Source organism: Blautia sp. HCP28S3_G10 (assembly GCF_052065235.1).
Taxonomy (GTDB): Bacteria; Bacillota; Clostridia; order Lachnospirales; family Lachnospiraceae; genus Blautia_A.
In genome coordinates, this window is record NZ_JBQHUL010000008.1 from 23,000 (window position 1) to 46,315 (window position 23,316).

Genomic DNA, 23,316 nt, shown 5'->3' on the forward strand with positions numbered 1-23,316 from the left:
ATCTCCTATTCGTGTGCACTTGCCGGATCCAGCAGTCTGCGAAGGTTTTCTCCTGTTGTATAAAAACATACAACGGTAATCACCAGCATGATTCCCGGAAACAGTGCAAGCCACCATTTGCCTGTGATCAGATATTTCATTGCTTCTGACAAAATAATTCCAATTGCAGGCTGTTCGTTTGACAGCCCGAACCCAAGAAAAGTAATACCGGATTCATGAAGGATCGCATGTGGAAAAAGAAGAACAAGTCCGACGATAAACTGCGGAAGCAAATGTGGCGCCATATGTTTCATCGCAATATACAGGTTGCTTTTTCCGAGTTTTCTGGCTGTTTTTATATAGATCTGTTCTTTGAGCTGCAGTACTTCACCTCTGATCAGTCTCGCCAGAGATGTCCAGTGCGTCAGCGCAACTCCAAGAATGACTCCCTTAAGTCCTCTTCCGCATGCAACACAGATAAGGATCAGAAGAAGCATATGCGGGATTCCCATAACCAAATCTATGATCCATGTCACAATGGTATCTGCTGTTTTTCCCATTGTTGCAGATACAATCCCCAGAATGAATGCCATGACCGCACTGAACGTAGCTGCACATACTCCTATGATGATACTGATAGAAAGTCCTCTGACTGTCCGCGCAAACATATCTCTTCCAAGCCAGTCTGTACCAAACGGATATTTCAGACAGGGTGCAATGTTCTTTCTGGAAAAATCTGTTGCCCTTGCTGCATCTTCGCAGAACAGACCGCCGATACAGACTGCTGCAAGAAACACCACAGCAATAACAAGCCAGAGTACCAGCGTTTTTCTGCGGTTCCATCTGTTTTTCATCTTCCCACACCCCCTCTTCGGATTCGCGGGTCAATGACTCCGTACAAAATATTCGCTATAAAGTTTCCTCCAAACACGAACAATGCGCTTATGATCGTAATCGCCATCAGAAGCGGCATATCACTTCCAAGACCTGCACTGACTGCTGCCTGTCCAAGTCCCGGATAGGAAAAGACCTGCTCCACAAGTACTGAACCGCCGAAAATCTCGCTGATCGAAGCAAACTGAAGTGTCACGGCCGGGCCAAGGACATTGCGGAAACCATGATTTTTGAAAATCTGCCAGCTGCTCTCTCCTCTTGCTTTTGCAAAAAGCACGTAATCGCTGTCGCAGATGTCGATCATTTTTTCCCTGGTATGCATGGCAATATTGGATATTCCTGTGATGGAAAGTGTCACGGCCGGAAGAATCGCATGACGCACGCGGTCAAGAAAAGTCACTCCGCTTGCCTCCACTCCAATCGGTACGCTTAATCCTATGGGAAGTATTTTGAGCCATACCCCAAAGATGATCAGCAATAGCATGGCAATCCAGAATGCCGGAGTACTGGAGATCACCAGACAGTATCCTTTGACGATCTTATCAATCGGCTTTCCACGATTCATACCTGCAAGTGAACCCAGCAAAAATCCGATCAGTCCGGACAAAACCCACGCAATGATCATCAGGAACAAAGAATTTCCAAGTTTTACCGCGATCACTGTCGTAACTTTCTGGCGATAAAGGAGAGATATTCCCATATCTCCCCTTACAAAATCCCTGAACCAGGCAATGTAGCGCTGCAGGGGCGGTTGTCCCACGCCCCAGTATTCTTCAAGTTTTGCAATCTGTTCCTGACTCATGCTTCCAAGCGCAGCCTGTCCGACATTCGCTTTCAGAGGATCGATCGGAGAAGCTGTCATAAGTGCAAAAGCAGCAACACTGACTGCAAACAGCAGAAGCAGCACTTTGATGAAATTTGTTAAGATAAATTTTGCTTTTAAATTATTCAAAATCTGTTACTCCCATGACCACTGATCTACGTTATTTACGATAGACCAGCCATGTCCGTGTGGATGGATTTTCTGGTCAGCTACCTTAAGTCCGTCTTTTACAAAGTACAGATGATCAATATTGCAGAGCCAGATCCATGGGATATCACCTTCCTGTGTAATTCCGCTCTCGCCATCCCACTGGGCTTTTTTCCAGAGATCATAAGACTCTTCCAGATCACTGGATTTCAGTGCTTCATCCATGTATTTATCTACGGTTTCGTTTGCATATGGAGAATATTCTGCAAGGCCGGTTTCGCTCATTGTATGATAGATGTTGTACAGTTCCATTGGTGTATGTGCACCCCAGCCCCATACAAGCGGATCAGACTCTGCTCTTGTATAGGCAGTATCCCAGTCAACACCCTCTGTTGTCACTTCAATTCCAAGTTCGACAAGCTGGTTCTTACTGTCCTCTGCCAGTGCCTGACGAACAGAATCAGATGCCGGATACAACATGGTAAATTCTGCACGCATACCGTCTTTTTCACGGATCCCGTCATCACCTTCTGCCCAGCCTGCTGCTTCAAGAGTTTCTTTTGCTTTATCCAGATCGTATTCTACTTCTGCTTCTTCATTGTACCATGGCATCTTGTCGCATACGCTGTATGCCGGAGTTCCGTAACCGTTCAGAACATTTTCAATCATTTCTTCGCGGTCAATGCCAATATTGATCGCACGTCTTACTTCTACATCACTGGTGAAGTCATTTCCATAAGTTACTCCGTCAATTTCCTCTGCCGCAGTTGCCGGAAGATTGAATCCACGGTTATCTACTGTCTGTACGCTGAACAGATCATATCCGTCAACCGTTATATCTGAATAGGATGCCGCTGTATGTGCCACGTCTACCGTGCCAGACTGGGCTGCTGCCAGTGCTGCATCTTCTTCCATGAAAAGAACAGTTACTTTTTTCATTTTTGGCGCTTCTCCATAGTAATCCGGATTTGCCTCAAAAATAACCTGCTGTCCTTTGTCCCACTGTTTCATGATATAGCGTCCGGAACCAATTGGATTCTGTCCGTAATTTTCATCATAAGCATGCTCCGGAACGATTCCTACAATTGCCATAGTATATGGCCATACCGCAAATGGTGTATTCATATGGAATTCAACAGTTGTGTCATCCAACGCCACTGCTTCTTTCAGCATGGAAAAATCATTGACGGAACTGTTATCGCGGCAGTTATTGTATGTAAACGCCACGTCCGATGCTGTCAGAGGTTCTCCGTCCGTGAATTTGACGTCATCCCGAATTTTGACAGTCCAGGTAAGTCCATCATCACTGACAGAATAATCTATTGCCAGGTCTTTCCCGATAGAAAGATCTGTATTTGTAGTAGTAAGTGTACTCTGGATCAGCGGTTCATGTACGTGCTCTCCTGCTCCCCATCCATATGCCGGGTCAAAGCCGGATTCCGGCTCTGATGTTGTCGGCATAGTCACGATCACTTCGTCCTTCGCTGTACTTTCTTCCTGTGCCGCAAATACAATCGCAGTTCCCCCTGCAAACGATGCTGTCATACATACTGCCATCATAACCGCCAGTAATTTTCTCTTCATTATATCATTTCCTCCTTTTGTTCTTATTTATGCACAACGCTGTATTTATCAATACTTTCAGGATTTATATTTATTTATTATGCATAACAAGTTCTATCAGTATACCATCAATTTGGACCATATATAACCGTCCCTGGGGGATATTGACCTATTCATATATCGCATAAATCCTGCGATTTTTTCATAGCTCTGCATCCCCCTGGGAGGCTTGTTTTTACACTGCATTTTGTTAAAATACAATCAACACAAAGAACTGTGTTATTTTATCAGATAAAGGTGCACAGACCTCCACTCATAAAACACCAGATAACCCATAATAAAAAAGTACTTCCCATTCCGCAGGAAGTACTTTTTTATTTTATAAAACTGAATCTATTAAGTTCTTTGTATAATCCATCTTCGGGTGATTGATGATATCATCCGGGGTTCCGTATTCTACAGTCTTTCCATGATAAAGAACCAGTACTTTGTCACAGAATGCCTGCACCAGAGCAAGGTCGTGACAGATCAGGATAAATGACAGGTTCTCTTTCTGTTTCAACCCGATCAGCAATTCCAGGATCTGTTTCTGTACGGTTACATCAAGTGCGCTGGTTACTTCATCACAGATCAGGATTTCCGGACTTACCGCAAGTGCTCTGGCAATTGCGGCTCGCTGGCACTCTCCGCCACTGACCTGGTGTGGATAGCGGTCTGCGTATTCTGTATTCAGGCCGCATCTTTCAAGAAGGTTTTCCACACGTTTTCGTGTTTCTGTATGATTTATCCCCCTATTCCGAAGACTTTCCCCAATTCCATCGCCCAAAGTGCATCTTGGATCAAAAGATTCCATTGGCATCTGAAAAACCATCTGAATATCCTGATAGATTTTTCTTAAGCTTTTGCTTCCGGCGTGGGTAATGTCCTTTCCCTTAAGGAAAATCTGTCCATCTGTCACTGGCTCAAGATGTGTGATCATTTTGGCGATCGTACTTTTGCCGGAGCCAGATTCGCCTACGATTCCAAGGCATTCTCCCCGCCCCAGTTCAAAGCTGACATCGTCCACTGCAATCATGGATTTTTTCCCTGATATAAATACTTTTTTGAGATGATCAGCTTTCAGGATAATATCTGTCATTTCACTGCACCTCCTGATTCTCTGTTCGCCTCAGATGAAGCACGGAGCTCATCAGCTTCTTTGTACATGGATCTTTCGGACTGTCCAGGACAGTCTCAGTTTCTCCATATTCTCTTACCTGCCCATTCTGAAGGACCAGTATCCTGTCTGCCATCCTCCTTACAACACCAATATTATGGGTCACAAGAATCATCGCAGTATTATATTCTTTACGCATAAGCAAAAGTTCTTCTACCACCTGCTTCTGAACAGTTACATCCAGTGCACTGGTCGGTTCATCTGCCAGAAGCAGATTTGGATGCATGATCATGGCCGTACAGATTCCTACTCTCTGGTTCATTCCGCCGGAGAGTTCAAACGGATAGCTGTCCAGCACACGGTCACTGTCATCCAGACCAATCTTCTTCATGATCTCCCCCGCACGTTTTCGGACTTCCTTTTTGCTGATTTTCTCATGTTCTGACACTGCCTCATGTATCTGTGCCCCGATCGTCCGGACAGGACATAATGCGGCTTTGCAGTCCTGGAATACCATTCCAATCTCCGTCCCCAGATATTTACGAAGTTTCTTTTCACTCATATCTGTAAGGTTTTCTCCTTTGTACCAGATATCACCTTTTGTAACCAGACCTTCTTCCCCCAGAAGTCCCATTATTGCCTTGATGATCGTACTTTTGCCGCTACCGGACTCACCTACGATCCCAAGGATCTCGCCCTGTTGCAGCTCGAAGCTGATATCCTCGACTGTCGGCATTCCATTGTAAGAAATTGTCACATGCTCTACACGAAGCAAAGAATTCATAATTTTTTATTCTCCTCAGGATTTTACTCTACGTCCAGATCTGCAGTGATTTCATAGTAATCACATGGATGTGCTGCCATTCCTGTAACGTTTGATTTTGTCACGATTCCCATATTCAGATGTGATATGAAGAAGAACGCATCATCATCCAGAATATCCTGCTGGAGTTCTACGGCTAGTTTGCCTCTTTCGTCCTTGTCAAAAGTCTGATGAAGCTGCTCTGTCAGTTTCGTTACTTCTTCATTCTGATAATTTCCATAATTTTTTGCACCTGTTACTGTGCTGGTAAAGAAGTATTCCGGATCACCGGTCGGTGCTGTGGTTGTAGAACTTACATATACATCAAAATCTCCGCTCTTGGCAATCGTCATATGATCTGAAGTATTATTTACAACCACATCAATTCCGATATCTTTCAGTGTAGCCTGTGCATACTCCGCAAGTTTCGGCTGTTCCAGACGAGTCGGATAAGTCAGCCAGTTAATGCTGAGTTTCTGTCCATCTTTATCTGCATATCCGTCACCATCTGTATCTGTCCATCCAGATTCTTCGAGAAGTTTCTTTGCCCCATCCAGATCATACGAAACGGTTTCCACTGCATCATTTCCATAAGGAAAACTGCTTGGAAATGCTGCTTTTGCCGGAACTCCACGTCCCTGCATGATCACAGAACAGAATCCTTCTTTATCAATTCCCATCTCAACTGCTTTGCGGACATTCTGATCTTTCATAATCTCGGAATCCATATTAAACTGACCAAAGAAACATCGGCTTGTCGCACAGGAATTGATTGTATAATCAGAGTTTCCGTCAAATAACGCATAGTTATCGTACTGAAGCCCATAAGTTCCCTGAATATCTCCGGTCTGAAGAGCTGCTGTCAACGCACTTCCATCCGCAAAAGATTTGACCGTCACTTTATCTACTTTTACTTCTCCACCCCAGTAATTATCATTTTTTACCAGATCGATCTGGGTTGGAGTAACATTCTCTGCGATGTATGGACCTGTTCCGGCAACATTGGCAGAACCGCCTTCTCCCTGGATTCCGTAATCCATATCAATGATCGCACCATATGGGTCTCCAAGATAATTGATGATTGCCGGACATGGCTCTGTCGTATAAATGGTAAGTGTCAGTCCGTCTGCATCGATATGGTCGATCTTGAGATCATAAGGCGCACGGTCATGCACCGCGATCAGATCTTCCAGGCATTCCTTCACTGCTTCTGCATCCATTGTACGCCCACTGGAAAACTGCACTCCGTCACGAAGTGTGATTTTTACAGTTGTATCATCTACAAATTCATAATCTGTTGCAAGCCATGGCTCCACTTCCATGTTGTCATTGTATTTAAAAAGAGTTTCGCCAACACCGTAGCGAAGTACACTCCATCCGGAATAGTTATCATGCGGATTTAATCCGGCATCTCCCATTTCTTCACTGTAGCCGGTTGTTCCATACACAAATGACTTTTCACCATCAGCCCATACACTTACTGACATTCCAGCTGCCAGTATTGCTCCTGTAAGAATTGCTGCAATTAACTTCTTCTTCATAATAGTTATTTCCTTTCTGTGTTTTATTGTCTTTTTGCTCTCTCTTTTGGATCCATATAATCTCTGAGTGTATCTCCGAGAAGATTAAAGATCATAACAGTTATAAATATGGCAAGTCCCGGTGCAAGTACCATCCATGGTGAAATCTGAAGCATACTTCTTCCATCATTGATCATACTTCCCCATTCTGCTATCGGCGGCTGTACTCCCAGTCCAAGGAAGGAAAGCCCGGCAAGTTCCATCATCATAGTCCCAATATCAAGAACAGAAGTAACCAGAATCGGCCCCGCAATATTCGGCAAAATATGTTTAAACATAATTTTGAATGTGCTGCTTCCCGACAGTTTCACCGCCATCAGATATGGAGCCTCTTTCTGGGCGAGGGTCAGACCTCTGGCAAGTCTGGCAAACTTCGGCCACCCGATGACTGCCAGAGCTATGATCGCATTCTGAACACCTCCACCAAGTACTCCTGCTACTGCAAGAGCAAAGACAAGACTTGGAAATGCCAGGAACAGATCCGATATACGCATCAGAACAGTATCCAGAATTCCCCCGCACCAGCCACATATAATACCAATTACGGTTCCAAATACAGTAACGATCGCTACCAGCAGCAATGTTGCATAAATACTGGTTGTACTTCCTACAAGCACACGTGAAAGCATATCTCTTCCATAACGGTCTGTCCCCAGTATATGTTCCGCACTGGGTGGTTTCTGCGCCAGAAGAAGATCCTGTATATCCGGATCATACGGACAGAGTTTTCGTGCGAAGGCTGCGACAACAAGCAGAACCAGCGCCAGTATGGTAAAAAAGATCAGCTTTTCTCTGACATGGTTTTTCTTTATTTTCTGTTTTCGGACAGATACCTGTTTCTTTTTCTGTATCATGCTCTGTCACCTCCTAATCTCACCCGAGGATCCAGATAATGATAAATGATATCTGTGATCAGATTTACAACCACATATATAATTGCCATCCATGCCACATATGCCTGAATGATCGGATAATCTCTCATGGTAATGGCATCTACTGCCATTTTGCCAACACCATCCCACATAAAAATGGTTTCAACAATTGTAGTTCCTCCCAAAAGATTTCCTATTGATAATGCCAGCAGGGTAATAATCGTGAGCATGGAAGATTTCATCACATTCTTCCAGATGATCACACTCCCTCTGACACCTCTTGCTCTTGCTCCTGCTACATAGTCCTTATTCAGTTCTTCAAGGATCGTTGCCCTCACCTGCCTGGTATATTTGGATGCCATAGATATGGCAAGAGTCAGTGTAGGCAAAATCAGACTTAATGCAATATTGTCACTGGTAATGACCGGAAGCCATCCCAGTCTGATAGAAAAGAAGTACATCAGCACCAGTGCCGCAAAAAAATTCGGCATTGAGTTCCCGATAAAGCTTAAAAAGCGAATTAAATAATCAATCCATTTGTTATGTTTAACTGCTGAAATAATTCCAAGGGGAATTGCGATCAGCATTGTCAGTAATACAGAAAATACTGTCAGTAAGATTGTTGCCGGTAGTTTTTCTATAAAAGTTTCATAAACATCCCTCTTGGATACATAACTCTTGCCCATATCTCCGGTTGCCATTCCTGTAAACCACTTTGCATACTGAACAAGAAATGGCTGATCCAGACCATACTCCTTTCTTGTCTCATCAATCACTTCCTGCGAAACTGCCGAGCCTGCATTTTCATACATATAAGTGACCGCATCACCACCTGCCAGACGCATCATGGCAAAAGACAAAAAAGTGATTCCTATTAAAATCGGAATCAGCTGAAGAAGTCTTTTTAAAATGTATCTAATCATTCATTCTCCTTTATGTCTGCATATCAGACAAAATATCCGCATAATAATTCATCAGATAAAGTCTATCAAATGAAAAAATAGCAAACAACCCTCCCCCCGGGTTGCTTGCTATTCTAAATCTGCATATGTTATACTTATTTTGGAATAAGTCTGATTTAACTTTTTGGAAGGCGACTTCGGAGAAATTCAATAAATTCTCCTACACTACAATCCGGAATCTCACCCTTATGTGTAACAGCACCAAAAATTACTTTGTTTCCGTCTATATCCAACGGCATACCAGGTGTTGCGCCTTTCTTATCTTCTGAAAGATAGCTTCCACTCACATTTGACAACCTGCTGTTTCTGAGCATTTTTTCCATTACATAATCACTGTTTGTAAGAACAGCAATATCCAGATCTTTCCATTGAAAAGAATCATCCTGTGCAGCACCCAGGTCAAAAAATTCATCCTGATAATTCTGAATAAAACGCATTTCTTTCAAGTCGTTCAACAATAACTCAGACCTGTCTTCGCTCAAAAGTTCTGTAAGTTTTCCAGGATAAAGCATTACATCTGTTTCATAAAAAGCTTCAAACTGCAGTTTGTTTTTTGCAAGTTCATACAGAAAATTCTCTTTCTGGTGACTCAGTATGTAGACAAACCCAATGTCATCCAGATAATCTCTGACTCTTTCCATAATATTTCGGACACCGGCTGTTGTCAGTTGGAAATGATAGTTTTTGTCATAGGTTTCATTATAGAATTCCACAAACTGATCCGCAAACCATGAACTGGGATTAAAAGATATTCTCAGCCATTTTGTCATTCCACTGGAGGACATGTTTTCCAGCAATTCCACCTCGTTTGTGATTTTACATGCATAATGATAAACTTTCTGTCCCTGCACAGTCAGCCGTATTCCTCTTGGCAGGCGTTCAAAAAGCTGCATTCCCAGATTGTCTTCCAATGATTTTATTACCTTACTCACACTCGGCTGTGTGGAATAAAGAATCTTCGCCGCATCACTGAAAGAGCCTGTCTGTGCACAGGCAATAAAGTACTGTAACTGTTTTAAATCCATATTTTCTCCATTATTTTCTGGTTCTCAGCATAAACATTGGTGTCGGATTGTAGAACTCATCTTTTTCCAGATAAATCCTGCTGCTGATTCCCAGATCTACCTGAAATTCTTCCAGTTTCATAGCTCCGAGAGTTTCCAGATCCCATGCAGGACGGCTGTAGGAGCTGATCGGAAGCTGGCGCTTGATTTCTTCACATTCTCTCATCATCTCATCACCAAGTGTATGATGTGCATGTGTTTCCGGAAGATCACTGACGTTGGAAAAATCAGTAATTCCATAGTTGGCATCAAAGTTCAGAAGCACTCCGCCTTTTTTCAGCACACGCACCCATTCTTTGTAAGCATGTTTTACATGAGGCAGGGTCCAGGTAAGGTTTCTGGAGATAACAACGTCAAAAGTCTCGTCCGGGAAATCCGGATTTTCTGCATCCATGACCTGGAATTCACAGGAAACTTTTTCTTCTTCTGCAAGCTGACGGGCATTTTTGATCATGTCCGGAGTCAGGTCGATTCCCGTTACCTGATGACCTTCTCTGGCAAGAAGTACAGAGAAGAATCCGGCGCCACAGCCCACATCAAGAATGCGGAGTTTTTTGCCTTCCGGAAGCTGTTTCCGGATCTCTTTTATCCAGCGTTCAGCCATGGCACTGTGAAGTTCCTGCCGTTTCTGAGAAAGAAAACTGTCGCTTCTTTTTCCCCAGTAATTAACGATACGCTCTTTACGTTCATCATAAGGACTGATGATCCTTCCATAGGCGATCATCGGACTGTTGCCCGGAATCTGCAGAGTCCCGCACTGATAAAGAATCACACCGTCAAATTCTGCAATACTGATTTCTTTTACATTTCCCTCATAGTCCCTTACTTCACCAAGAAGGTCACCTTCTTTGAATACATCACCGGCTTTTTTAAATGGATACCATAGTCCTGTTTTCTCCGCATCCTGATAACGTACATCTGTTACTTCAAGAGGATAATAGGTACGAAAATCTTTCTGTCCGAGATAGATTCCGAGGTGGCAGAGAATGTTTCTTACATCTCTTCTTGTAGAACGGGTCTCCTCATAAGTCCATGCTCCCATTCCGCCTCTTTCAATAAGAATGCTTGGAATTCCCTGTGATGCAGCATAGTTATAAGAACCGCCGGATGTTACGTTGGATTTTACCATATAAGGTACATCCACCTGTTCTGCCATTCTCCTGGATTCGGCTACAGTATCCTCAGGTGCAACACCTGCGTAATAAACATAAGGTGTCAGAGTCTCAAAATCATCTCCACTGTGAAGGTCTATATAGTAGTCCGCTACAGGCTGTAATTCCTGTGAAACTGCCCATGCAAGCTGCTCCATTTCTGTTCCGTCCGGGTTTCCCGGAAACACCCGATTGAGGTTTTTGCCATCAGTCAGACCCAGGCTTCCATTACGGTTTTCAAAAGCCGGGCGATTCAGAACTTTAACAATAATCACCGTTCCTGCCACTTTTTCGATGTCCAGTTTCAGTGATAATTCTACTGCTGCCTGGATTCCCACATACTCACCTGCATGCACTCCGGCAGTGATCAGCATCGTTTTACCAGGGCGTTTCCCGTGAAAAACAGTTGTCGGGAATTTCAGTTTTCCGTCGTTCAGTTCCAGCTCACCGTTCCATATTTTTCCAGGTTCTGCGACTATATTTTTAAAGATAAAACGTTCTCTTTTTTTATGACCCTCCAGCAGAAAAATCGGCGTGGAACTGTTGTTCAGGATTTCCTCTTCTGTCCATACTTCTTTCCACACTTCACGGTTACATTCAATGTTCACAAAACCAGCATCTTTCATGGCTTTCATATCCCATTCAGGGCGTTTCAGCTGGCTTAACGGTACCTGTCTGGCAATCTCTTCCATCTTCTCAATGTCGGTTCCTTTATAATAATCTTCCACGTTCTGGTCTTTTGTCTGCTGACGGTCTTTTTTGTATCCTTCTCTTTTTTCCTCGTCAAAAAGATGGCCATACCAGTCAGCATCAAAGTTATAAAGAACACCGCCTTTTTTCAGCACGCGGTTCCACTCTCTGTATGCTTTTGCCGGATCTGGCAGGTTCCAGGTCACGTTTCTGGTAACTACTGCATCAAAACTTTCACTTTCTAATTCCAGTTCCTGAGCATCTCCAACCTGCCACTGAATCATCTCTGCCAGTTCTCCTGCATTCTGTCTGGCTTCTTTCAGCATTTCCTCTGTATAATCCACTGCGGTCACCTGATATCCGGCTTCTGCAAGGAGTATTGCAAAAAATCCTGGTCCGGTTCCCACGTCCAGGATAGTGATTTCTTCATGTTTTCTGTTCGGAAACTGTCTATCCAGAAGCTGAAGAAGCTTATCCCTCCACATGGTTCTTCTGGCATCTGCCATTTCCTGCTGATTATATTCTGAATAACCTCTGGCGCGGTTCGTCCAGTAGTCATGAATGTCGTTTTTAAGATTGTTCATGTTATTTCTCGCTTTTTTATTTTATTGTACAAAAAAACTACCCCTCCCACAAGCCTCCTGGGGGGATAGTTCGTCATAAAAATAACAAATGATTGTTGTCAGATTTGTTCATACAGGCATTCTTGAATTTATGCCTGAAGAAATATACTCCACAGACAGATTGTCGGAAGTGACAGCAGCGTGGAAAAAATAACCATCTTCGTCGCAAATGCCGGATCGGAATCATATTTTTCTGCCAGAATACTGGTCGTTGCACCAGCCGGCATTCCAGCCAGAATAACACTGATACCAAGCACCATCTTCGGCAGATGAAGCGGAAGAACTGTACACACTATATAAACTACTGCCGGAATAACAATCAGTCTCTGAACTGTATATTTCACAACTGTCCAGTCCCAGAATTCCTTTGGATCAATATCTGCCAGGATCATTCCGATAACCATCATGGACATGGCTGTATTGCAGTTTGATAATGAATTTACCATTCCGCTGATTCCAGCTGGAAGTTTCCATCCTGTCAGCATCAGTATGATACCCAGTTCGCAGGTGATAATGCACGGATGTGTCAGAACTTTTTTTAATGCGGCTTTTTTATTGCTTGTCTCCGTAAAAACAGAAAGTCCTGATGACCACATCATAATTCTCATTGGAATCAGATAGAAGCTGGTAAGTACAAGTCCCTCTGCCCCGTAAATGCCTTCTGATATCGGATTTCCAAGGAATCCTGAATTCGAGCAGATAGTTCCATACTGGAGGCATTTGTATCGGTCTTTCGATTCATTCCGGTACATAATCTTTCCATAAAACACACAGAAGATCTGTATACACATGGAAATCACCAATATCTCAAGATACTGCATGAACTGTGCTCCGTCTGCTGCTCCTTCTGTAAATGCGTGAAGGATGTTGCATGGTAAAATCACATAAATGACCATGTCATTGAGGTTTTTCTGGCCCTGAGGACCTACTATATGAATTCTTTTTAATACAAATCCTACAGCGATCAGAAGGAATAATGTAACCTGTAATGTTATTACTGTTATCATTTCTTTTTCCTGTTACTCCTCTTTTGAATAGTACTGTCGGCAAGTGTCTTATGATACCTGCCGCCTGTGCGCTGACACGCACTTTAATAAGTTTATCACACAAAAATACACCCTGCAATATCTCCCCCTTTCATGCATCCCAAAATAAACAAAGCATCGATTTAAACGAATAATTTAATTTTCGATGCTAAATTAACCTGTTATTGCAAATCAGCAGCATCGATTTATATGTTTAATCTTATTTCCGATGCCCGACACACTCATTATTGCAGAATATTGACATCGATTTATATGTTTTTCATCTTTTTCGATGCCAGATTGACTGCCAGCCTCCGTTGACGGCTTTGGATTTATCATGTAATATTTGTATATGATTTGGGGGATTTTCTCCCTGAAACACTTTTATTCAGATGAGGTTTTCATATGGACAGTAAATGGGAAAAACGCCGGAAACGGCTGTTTGAAATTATAGAAATCGGTTCAAATTATGATGCAGTATGCTGGGGATATGACTTCTTTAATACCTTCACCATAATCCTGAATCTTACAGTCAGCATCTTATACACTTTCGATAATATGGAGCTGAAATACGGACCGCTCCTGCTCACACTGGAACGACTCACCGTTGCTTTCTTTGCAATAGATTTTGCGCTCCGTGTATATACCGCCAGATATATGTATCCTGATGTCTCGCAGCCGAGAGCCATCTCCAAATACCTGCTGTCCTTTTCTGGCATCGTAGATATTCTGTCATTTGTTCCATATTATATGCCGTTTTTCTTCCCTTCGGGGGCAGTGGCTTTCCGTATGCTGCGAATCGTCAGGATCTTCCGCCTGTTCCGGATCAATGCCTATTACGATTCACTGAATGTTATCACAGAAGTAATCATTGGCAAAAAACAGCAGCTACTGTCTTCTGTTTTCATCATTCTGATACTGATGCTGTCTTCCAGTCTCTGCATGTACAGCCTTGAAAACCGCGCACAGCCAGAAGTCTTTACAAATGCATTTTCCGGAATCTGGTGGGCAGCCTCCACTTTGCTGACCGTAGGCTATGGAGATATCTACCCGGTCACCACCATGGGCAAAATTTTCGGTATTTTTATCGCATTTCTAGGTGTTGGTATGGTCGCTATCCCCACCGGTATTATTTCTGCCGGCTTCGTTGAACAATACTCCCGCCTCAAGAGAATCGGCGAATATGGCCAGGAAGAAGACGTACATTTTATCCGCATCCAGCTCAGCAAAAACGACAAATGGACCGGTCACAACATTGCCGAGCTGAATCTTCCCGAAAAAATCATCATCGCAGTTGTACAGCGCAGCCACCGGATTCTGGTTCCCAAAGGAGATCTGGTTCTTCAGCCTGACGATGTACTGGTCATCGGTGCAGAATCTTTCCAGGACAAAGACCATATTAAGCTTAAGGAGATCACTCTCCTTGCCAAAAATCCCTGGACCGGCCAGAAAATCCGTGACCTTGATATCTCCCGCCATTCTATCATTGTGCTTGTCAAGCGCCACAAAAAACTACTTATTCCCAGCGGAAACATGACACTTCAGGAAGGGGATACTGTTATCCTGTATACCCAGACTCTCATGGCCAATGCAGATGATTTGGAAATATAATGCCAGTTACTGTTCACTCCGTTCACAGCAACCTGGCTAAAATCCTGATAACCACAAATGCAATCTTCTCTTGACTGTTTTCAGTCTTCCATGCTACAATCCTGTTGTCATAAAACTTGGACAGTAATTCATGTTTTATTATTTCCAAAACACAGTGTGGATTTTTCTGGCACAGTCGTTTTTGACACAGCTATTTTTCGCCACACAATTACCTTTATCTGAGGGTAGTTGTGTGGCTTTTATTTTGTTTATTTGCTTTGCTATATTTTCAACAAGGAGGATAAATTTTTGAATCAGTCTTTTATGAAAGAAAAACCGGTATTTCCGCTTCTTGTATCCATGGCACTTCCCATGGTCATTTCCATGCTTGTAAATTCACTATACAATATCGTGGATAGTTTTTTTGTAGCACAGATCAACGAAAATGCCATGACTGCCCTGTCTCTGGTTTTTCCAATCCAGAACTTTGCAAATGCAGCAGCTATCGGGTTTGGAATCGGAATCAGCTCATATATTGCAATTTCTCTCGGTGCCGGCAATGCCGAAACTGCCGGAAAAGCAGCAACCCACGGACTTGTCCTGTCTGCCATTCATGGAGTTGTTCTTACTGTAGTATGTATCCTGATCATGCCCGGTTTTCTCGCTCTTTTTACTTCCAGCGAAGATGTTATCAAAGCCGGATGTCACTATTCAACTATTGTTTTTCTTTTTGCAGTTATTAATACAATAAACCTTGCCTATGAAAAAATCTTTCAGGGTGTGGGACAAATGAAGATTACTATGATCGGTCTGATGGTTGGCTGCGTTTCCAATATCATTCTGGATCCTCTGCTTATTTTTGGCATTGGTTCTTTCCCTGCTATGGGAATTGAAGGAGCTGCCCTTGCTACAGGACTTGGCCAGGCGCTGAATCTGATTTTTTATCTGATCGTTTATGCTGTTTATCCAATTCCGGCAAAAATCCGACGCAAATATCTCCGCCCTGACAGACAGATTGACAGCCGTCTGTATTCTGTTGGAATTCCAGGTGCACTGAATCTTGCACTTCCGTCACTTCTGGTTTCTGCACTGAATGGTCTTCTTTCTGCATATTCTCAGAGTTATGTGGTGATTCTCGGTATTTACTACAAGCTGCAGACTTTTCTTTATCTTCCGGCCAGCGGTATCGTCCAGGGTATGCGTCCGGTGATCGGTTATAATTATGGTGCCGGAGAACACAGACGTGTCCGCAAAATTTATCAGGTAACTCTTGTCATGAGTGGTGTGATCATGCTGATCGGAACTGTCATCTGTCTGACTGTACCGGGACAGCTGATCGGTATGTTTACAACAAATCCTGAAACAATTTCTGCCGGAAAAACTGCTCTTCGTATCATATGTGCAGGTTTTCTGGTCTCCTCAGTCTCAGTAACTGCCTGTGGTGCACTGGAAGGACTGGGCCGTGGTACAGCTTCACTTATAGTCTCTCTCTGCAGATATCTGCTGATCATACTGCCTGCGGCATTTATCCTGAGCCGGTTTTTCGGAGCTGTGGGAGTGTGGAATGCGTTCTGGGTTGCGGAGGCTGCGACCGCAGTGATCTCCTATTACCTCAGTAAGAAAATTATTGGAATCTGAGGCGGAATCAGAAAACATTAAATAATTTAAATAATGTATAATTCACACTTCACGCAGTTGTATATAAAAAATATCCCCATGCCTTTAGTAAATCAGGAATTCAGAAACACTATGATTCATAGAACTTTGCTAAAACCATCAGAAAAAATGTCAAACTCGCCTTCGGCTCAGACAATCCATTTTTTCTGATAACGCAAAAACCTATGCATCAAGTATTTCTACAAATTCCTTCAAGCACACAGGCATGGGGATATTTTTTATTACACTGCTGATATTTATCCATTCTTCAAATATTTACCAAACTGTTTTCTTTCCCCCTTGCTCAGAACGAGGCTGCCGCACCGGACCGCGGTTCTCCGAACCGCTAACAATCCCCCACACGAAAGAAGATATAATAAAAACTTTCGCAAACATGGCATATTGATAATACACAGGTCTGATTCGGGAGATTCTGTGGGAGAACACTCTGCAGGGATTGCGCAAATACTTGATGAGAGAAATCTGTGTTATGAAGAAAAATCACACTGTCTGAGCGCAGCGAGTTCGTGATTTTTCTGAATGTTCTTAACAGATTTATCGAATCTTAGTATTTCTCAATTCCGAAGCCCGTTCTCCTACAGAACTCCCGAAACCAGACCGTCCCTGTTATCAATACCCCTGCTAAATTTTTTATCATAAACTTTCAGGATTTTCTTGACAAATACCCCTAAGGGGTATATATTTATTTCATAAAGATACCCCCACAGGGTATCCAGCAATCCCAACCATTCGCTTTTTCATCTAACCAACCACAATCCGAAAGGAGATTTTATGAAAGAAAATAAAACCCCCGAAAAAGAAACCTGTTCCTGTTGCTGCGGTACGAAACACACCGACCGCACAGACGCAGAACGTAAAAAACTCATCAACCGCCTGAAGCGTATTGAAGGCCAGATTCGGGGAATCATAGGAATGCTGGAAAACGATGCCTACTGCAATGACATCCTGATCCAGTCTGCAGCTGTCAATGCAGCTGTCAACGCCTTTAACCGCGAGTTACTTTCCAATCACATACACAACTGTGTGGCGAGAGACATTCGCCAGGGCAAAGACGAAACCATTGATGAACTGGTAACAACCCTTCAGAAACTGATGAAATAAACACTTACTGGAAACAATACCTATCCACTTAGACATACCATTCTGAAAGTGAGGAAATTTATTATGGAACAATATAACGTCACTGGCATGAGCTGTGCAGCATGCAGCTCCCGGGTAGAAAAAGCTGTGTCAAAGGTTCCCGGAGTAACCTCCTGCTCTGTCAGCCTTCTGACAAACTCCATGGGCGTAGAAGGAACAGCCACTTCCCAGGCCATTATCACAGCTGTAGAGCAGGCCGGATACGGCGCCTCCCTGAAAGGCGCCGGCAAACAGCAGGTCTCCATGTCCGAAGCAGAAGAAGCTCTGGAAGATCACGAGACTCCTGTTCTGAAACGCCGTCTGATCGCATCTGTAGGATTTTTACTTGTACTGATGTACTTCTCCATGGGACATATGATGTGGGGTTGGCCTCTTCCCGCCTGGTTCAATGACAATCACATAGCCATGGGCCTGGTACAGCTTTTGCTGGCAGGCATCGTCATGGTCATCAACCAGAAATTTTTTATCAGCGGTTTCAAGAGCCTGTGGCATCATGCACCAAACATGGACACACTTGTTGCACTTGGCTCCATGGCCTCTTTCGTATGGAGCGTCTATGCACTTTTCGCAATGACAAGAGCCCAGGTTGACGGAGATTCAGCTGCAGTCATGAACTATATGATGGAATTTTATTTTGAGTCTGCAGCAATGATCCTGACGCTGATCACCGTTGGAAAAATGCTTGAAGCACGATCCAAGGGAAAAACAACAGATGCTCTGAAAAGTCTCATGAAGCTGGCTCCGAAAACTGCTGTTATCCTGAAAAACGGTCAGGAAACCACTGTTCCGATCGAACAGGTACAGAAGGGAGACATTTTTGTTGTACGCCCTGGTGAAAATATTCCTGTTGATGGTGTGATCCTGGAAGGAACAAGTGCTGTCAATGAAGCAGCCCTTACAGGTGAAAGCATTCCTGTTGATAAAGCTGCCGGAGATATGGTTTCTGCCGCAACTGTAAACCAGTCCGGCTTTATCAGATGCGAAGCTACAAGAGTCGGTGAAGACACCACACTCTCCCAGATCATCAAAATGGTCAGCGATGCTGCTGCAACCAAGGCTCCTATTGCCAAAATCGCAGACAAAGTCTCCGGAATTTTTGTACCGACAGTTATTACAATTGCAATTGTCACAACACTCATCTGGCTCCTGACAGGACATGAATTCGGCTACGCACTTGCACGAGGAATTTCTGTTCTTGTTATCAGCTGCCCGTGCGCACTCGGACTTGCCACTCCTGTGGCAATTATGGTCGGCAACGGCATGGGTGCCAAGAACGGTATCCTGTTTAAAACCGCCGTTTCCCTTGAAGAAGCAGGTAAAATCCAGATTGTTGCCCTTGACAAGACCGGTACCATCACAAGTGGTCAGCCGGAAGTTACCGATATTCTCCCTGCCAGTGGAATCAATGAAAATGACCTTCTTCTCAATGCATTTGCACTTGAGAAAAAGAGTGAACATCCGCTTGCAAAAGCTATCCTGCACAGAGCTGAAGAACGTTCTCTTACTGCTCCTGAGGTATCTGATTTCCAGGCTCTTCCGGGAAATGGACTTACAGCCACATTAGACAACGAAGCACTTCTTGGTGGAAGCATGAAATATATCAGCAGCCAGATAAATGTTCCTGCTGACCTGAAACAACATGCCGAAAAGCTTGCAGAAAACGGTAAAACTCCACTTCTTTTTGCCAGAAACGGACAACTTCTGGGAATCATTGCTGTTGCCGATGTAATCAAACCAGACAGCCCGCAGGCAGTAAAAGAGCTCCAGAATATGGGAATCCGTGTGGTAATGCTTACCGGTGACAATGAACGCACAGCCAGAGCGATCGGCGCCCAGGCAGGTGTGGATGAAGTTATTGCCGGAGTCCTTCCTGATGGCAAAGAAAGAGTGATTCGTACCCTGAAAGAAAAAGGTAAAGTTGCTATGGTAGGAGACGGAATCAACGATGCCCCTGCCCTCACAAGAGCCGATATCGGTATTGCTATCGGTGCCGGAACAGATATTGCCATTGATGCAGCTGATGTTGTTCTGATGAAAAGCCAGCTCAGTGATGTACCGGCTGCCGTCCGCTTAAGCCGTGCTACACTGAAAAATATCCACGAAAATCTCTTCTGGGCATTTTTCTACAATGTAATCGGTATTCCACTGGCCGCCGGTGTATGGATTCCAATCTTCGGATGGACTCTGAATCCTATGTTTGGTGCCGCTGCCATGAGTCTTTCCAGTTTCTGCGTAGTATCAAATGCACTGCGCCTGAACTTCTTCAGGATCCATGACACTGCAAAAGATAAGAAAATCAAAGGGGCTGTTCCCATTGATGATATAAAAAATGAATTTAATAATGAAGAAAAGGAGAACAGAAAAATGATCAAAGTAACAGTAAATGTAACAGGAATGATGTGCCCTCACTGCGAAGCACACGTAAATGAATCCATTAAAAAAGCTTTCGGTGCAGAAGATGTTGTATCTTCCCATGAAAAAGGAACTACTGTATTCACAGTTGACGAAAAAGTTGACGAAGACAAAGTTCGTCAGACTATCAAAGATGCCGGATATGAAGTTACCGGTATCACCCAGGAATAATATACGGATCACAGGTAACTATCACAAATTTTCGACTCCGCCTCTTTTCAGGCGGAGTCGTTTTACGTATAATAAAAGAATAACTGTTACAAGCGGAGGGAAACTATGAACACTACACCAGATAAACCAGAGCAGGAAGAAATCCGAAACCTGCAGTATTACGTCAGCCATATCAGACGGGATATAGCAAATCTGTTCAAATGGCTGATCCTTGCTGTTGCCACAGGCCTTATCGTAGGCGCTGTCAGCAGTTTTTTTGCTGATTCACTGAAAAAAGTCACTTCACTGCGTGGTATTTATCCGCAGATTTTTCTGCTTCTTCCGGTTTCCGGTCTTTTGATTGTATTTCTTTATCAGAAAATCGATAAAGAAGACGGTGGAACCAACCAGGTACTTTCTACTATCCGTTCCCAGGATGATGTACCTTTTCGTTCTGCACCACTGATTTTTATTTCCACTATCCTGACACATGTTACAGGTGGATCCGCCGGTCGTGAGGGTGCTGCCATACAGCTCGGCGGCAGTATCGGAAATCAGCTCAGCAGGTGGCTGAAACTAGACGAAGAAGATACCCATGTCATGATCATGTGCGGAATGAGTGCCGCCTTTTCTGCAGTTTTCGGAACTCCAATGGCCGCTGCGGTCTTTTCCATGGAGGTTATAAGTGTTGGTATTATGTACTATGCAGCACTTCTTCCATGTGTGATTGCTTCAATCATTGCTGCCAGATTTGCCACAGGCTTCGGCATCAATCCGGAAACTTTTCATGTTGTAAATATTCCTGAACTGACTGTTGAAACAGGAGTCAAAATGGTCATCGTAGCCGCTGCCTGCGCAGCTGTAAGTATCATTTTCTGTATGGCACTTCATGGCGTCAGCAAGTTTTACAGCCGCTTTTTTAAAAATCCTTATATACGTATTGTGGCTGCCAGCTTTATCATCATTGGCATCACGATACTGCTGCACACCACTGATTATATGGGTGCCGGCAATAATCTGATCGAGCTTGCAGTCGAAAAAGGCCAGACCAGACCTCTGGATTTCTTCTGGAAAATGCTCCTTACTGCACTGACTATGCGTGCCGGATTCCGCGGTGGTGAAATCGTTCCTTCTTTCTGCATAGGTGCCACCTTCGGATGCCTGATGGGACAGATCATCGGTCTTTCACCTTCAATCTGCGCAGCTGCCGGGATGACTGCATTATTCTGTGGTGTGACCAACTGTCCGATTACCTCGATCCTGATCGCATTTGAACTTTTTGGCTTCCGCGGTGTCTCCTATTATCTGATAGCCGTGGCAATAAGTTATTCTGTATCCGGCTATTATGGCCTGTACAAAGATCAGACCATCGTATACTCGAAATACAAAGCCAAATACATCAACCGCCACACCAGATTCTGAGTAACTGTTCACTCCGTTCACAGCAACTTTTGTTACAAAAATAACGTTCGATTTCACCTAGAATTTACTTGTGCAAAACGGATTATATGATAGAATAGAGGTGTATTTTTTATAGAAAAACAGGAGGATTATATATGCGCAAAACCAAAATTATCTGCACTTTGGGTCCATCCACTGATAAAGAAGGCATTCTGGAACAGCTCGTTAAAGAAGGCATGAACGTTGCACGTTTTAACTTCTCTCATGGTTCCCACGAGGAACAAAAAGGCCGACTTGATCAGTTAAAAGAAATCCGAACACGTCTCAATAAACCGATCGCAGCGCTTCTGGACACTAAAGGCCCTGAAATTCGTATCCGTGACTTTGCAAACGGCAAAATCACTCTGGAAGAAGGTCAGGAATTTACTTTAACAGCAGATGAAATTGAAGGGAATGAAAGCATCGTTTCCGTTACTTATAAAGACTTATACAAAGATGTAAAACCAGGTAATACTATCCTTATCGATGATGGTCTTATCGGTCTCGAAGTTAAGAAAATCAAAGGACATGACATTGTCTGTTCCGTCAAAAACGGTGGTGTTGTATCCAACAAAAAAGGTGTAAACCTTCCTGGCGTTGAAGTAAATATGCCTTTCATCAGCCAGAAAGATCATGATGATATTCTGTTTGGTATTCAGGAAGGATTTGACTTCATTGCCGCTTCTTTCACCAGAACAGCTGATGATATCCTTGCAATCCGTAAGATCCTTGAAGACAATGGTGGGAAAGGCATCAATATCATTGCCAAGATTGAAAACCAGCAGGGCGTTGATAACATTGATGACATTATCCACGTTGCTGACGGTATCATGATCGCTCGTGGAGATATGGGTGTTGAGATTCCTCTGGAAGATGTACCTGTTATCCAGAAAGACATCATCACCAAGGTCTACAATGCCGGCAAACAGGTCATCACTGCTACCCAGATGCTGGATTCCATGATGAAAAACCCACGTCCGACACGTGCTGAGACAACTGATGTTGCCAATGCCATCTATCAGGGAACAAGTGCTATCATGCTTTCCGGTGAGACAGCTGCAGGTAAATATCCTGTAGAAGCACTGCAGACCATGGTCAAGATTGCGCGCCGTACAGAAGATGATGTTCCGTACAATCAGATGTTCAGCATTCGTGCCAAAGATCAGACTACCAGTGTAACAAATGCTATTTCCCATGCCACCTGCATGACAGCTATCGATCTTGGTGCAAAGGCCATTATCACAGTCACACATTCCGGAAACACTTCCCGCATGGTTTCCAAGTACCGTCCGGGATGCCTGATCGTAGGCTGCTCACTAGATGAGCGTATCTGTCGTCAGCTGAATCTTTCCTGGGGTGTTGCACCTATCTATATTAAAGAAGAATACAGTATGGAAATCCTTCTTCTTCACGCAACAGAAGCTGCTGAAAAAGCCGGCTATGTAAAACAGGGAGATGTTGTTGTTCTTACCGTAGGTGTTCCGCTTGGACGTCCGGGCAATACCAACCTTATGAAAGCTGCAGTAGTTGGTGAATATTAATATCTTAACAGACTTCAGGGCGGCTGCCTGCTCCT

At 43.7% G+C, this 23,316-nt stretch carries 17 protein-coding genes; 6 read left to right on the forward strand and 11 right to left on the reverse strand.

Annotated features, from left to right (window positions below; all coding sequences use genetic code 11):
- Positions 1-5: 5 nt before the first annotated feature.
- The 11 genes from ACTNB8_RS05365 to ACTNB8_RS05415 all read right to left on the reverse strand — a co-directional run bounded on the left by ACTNB8_RS05365 (position 6) and on the right by ACTNB8_RS05415 (position 13,313).
- Complete coding sequence (locus ACTNB8_RS05365; protein WP_441052929.1) at positions 6-833, reverse strand: ABC transporter permease; 828 nt, start codon at positions 831-833, stop codon at positions 6-8.
- Positions 830-1,825, reverse strand: a complete 996-nt coding sequence (locus ACTNB8_RS05370; RefSeq protein WP_441052931.1) for an ABC transporter permease — start codon at positions 1,823-1,825, stop codon at positions 830-832. Before ACTNB8_RS05370 ends, ACTNB8_RS05365 begins: the two co-directional genes overlap by 4 nt.
- 6 nt (positions 1,826-1,831) lie before the next feature.
- Complete coding sequence (locus ACTNB8_RS05375) at positions 1,832-3,388, reverse strand: ABC transporter substrate-binding protein (RefSeq protein WP_441053024.1); 1,557 nt, start codon at positions 3,386-3,388, stop codon at positions 1,832-1,834.
- 397 nt (positions 3,389-3,785) lie between these two features.
- Positions 3,786-4,544: an ABC transporter ATP-binding protein gene (locus ACTNB8_RS05380; protein WP_441052933.1), complete on the reverse strand. Its 759-nt coding sequence runs from the start codon at positions 4,542-4,544 to the stop codon at positions 3,786-3,788.
- A 1-nt stretch (position 4,545) separates the two neighbouring features.
- Complete coding sequence (locus ACTNB8_RS05385; RefSeq protein WP_441052935.1) at positions 4,546-5,346, reverse strand: ABC transporter ATP-binding protein; 801 nt, start codon at positions 5,344-5,346, stop codon at positions 4,546-4,548.
- A 23-nt stretch (positions 5,347-5,369) separates the two neighbouring features.
- A complete protein-coding gene (locus tag ACTNB8_RS05390; protein ID WP_441052937.1) occupies positions 5,370-6,905 on the reverse strand; it encodes an ABC transporter substrate-binding protein in 1,536 nt (511 codons plus the stop codon).
- Between the two features lie 23 nt (positions 6,906-6,928).
- Complete coding sequence (nikC, locus tag ACTNB8_RS05395) at positions 6,929-7,798, reverse strand: nickel transporter permease (protein WP_441052939.1); 870 nt, start codon at positions 7,796-7,798, stop codon at positions 6,929-6,931.
- The gene (gene nikB / locus ACTNB8_RS05400) at positions 7,795-8,739 is read right to left on the reverse strand and encodes a nickel ABC transporter permease (RefSeq protein ID WP_441052941.1); all 945 of its coding nucleotides are present in this window, start codon (positions 8,737-8,739) and stop codon (positions 7,795-7,797) included. The genes nikC and nikB overlap by 4 nt, the downstream gene beginning before the upstream one ends.
- Positions 8,740-8,894: 155 nt before the next feature.
- Positions 8,895-9,803 carry a LysR family transcriptional regulator gene (locus tag ACTNB8_RS05405; protein WP_441052943.1) on the reverse strand — a complete coding sequence of 303 codons (909 nt, stop codon included), beginning with the start codon at positions 9,801-9,803 and terminating at the stop codon, positions 8,895-8,897.
- 10 nt (positions 9,804-9,813) lie between these two features.
- Positions 9,814-12,267 carry a methyltransferase domain-containing protein gene (locus tag ACTNB8_RS05410; RefSeq protein ID WP_441052945.1) on the reverse strand — a complete coding sequence of 818 codons (2,454 nt, stop codon included), beginning with the start codon at positions 12,265-12,267 and terminating at the stop codon, positions 9,814-9,816.
- 128 nt (positions 12,268-12,395) lie between these two features.
- Positions 12,396-13,313: an AEC family transporter gene (locus ACTNB8_RS05415; protein WP_441052947.1), complete on the reverse strand. Its 918-nt coding sequence runs from the start codon at positions 13,311-13,313 to the stop codon at positions 12,396-12,398.
- Positions 13,314-13,736: 423 nt separating this feature from the next.
- Between ACTNB8_RS05415 and ACTNB8_RS05420 the strand changes: the two genes are divergently transcribed.
- The 6 genes from ACTNB8_RS05420 (at position 13,737) to pyk (ending at position 23,281) form a co-directional block, all read left to right on the forward strand.
- A complete protein-coding gene (locus tag ACTNB8_RS05420; protein WP_441052949.1) occupies positions 13,737-14,942 on the forward strand; it encodes an ion transporter in 1,206 nt (401 codons plus the stop codon).
- Between the two features lie 288 nt (positions 14,943-15,230).
- On the forward strand, positions 15,231-16,559 hold the full coding sequence (locus tag ACTNB8_RS05425) for an MATE family efflux transporter (protein ID WP_441052951.1): 1,329 nt from the start codon (positions 15,231-15,233) through the stop codon (positions 16,557-16,559).
- Positions 16,560-17,369: 810 nt separating this feature from the next.
- The gene (locus tag ACTNB8_RS05430; protein WP_441052953.1) at positions 17,370-17,699 is read left to right on the forward strand and encodes a metal-sensing transcriptional repressor; all 330 of its coding nucleotides are present in this window, start codon (positions 17,370-17,372) and stop codon (positions 17,697-17,699) included.
- A gap of 63 nt (positions 17,700-17,762) precedes the next feature.
- Positions 17,763-20,321 carry a heavy metal translocating P-type ATPase gene (locus tag ACTNB8_RS05435; protein WP_441052954.1) on the forward strand — a complete coding sequence of 853 codons (2,559 nt, stop codon included), beginning with the start codon at positions 17,763-17,765 and terminating at the stop codon, positions 20,319-20,321.
- Between the two features lie 105 nt (positions 20,322-20,426).
- Complete coding sequence (locus ACTNB8_RS05440; protein ID WP_441052956.1) at positions 20,427-21,722, forward strand: chloride channel protein; 1,296 nt, start codon at positions 20,427-20,429, stop codon at positions 21,720-21,722.
- Positions 21,723-21,856: 134 nt separating this feature from the next.
- Positions 21,857-23,281, forward strand: coding sequence for a pyruvate kinase (pyk, locus tag ACTNB8_RS05445; protein WP_441052958.1), 1,425 nt, complete (start codon positions 21,857-21,859; stop codon positions 23,279-23,281).
- Positions 23,282-23,316: the final 35 nt, after the last annotated feature.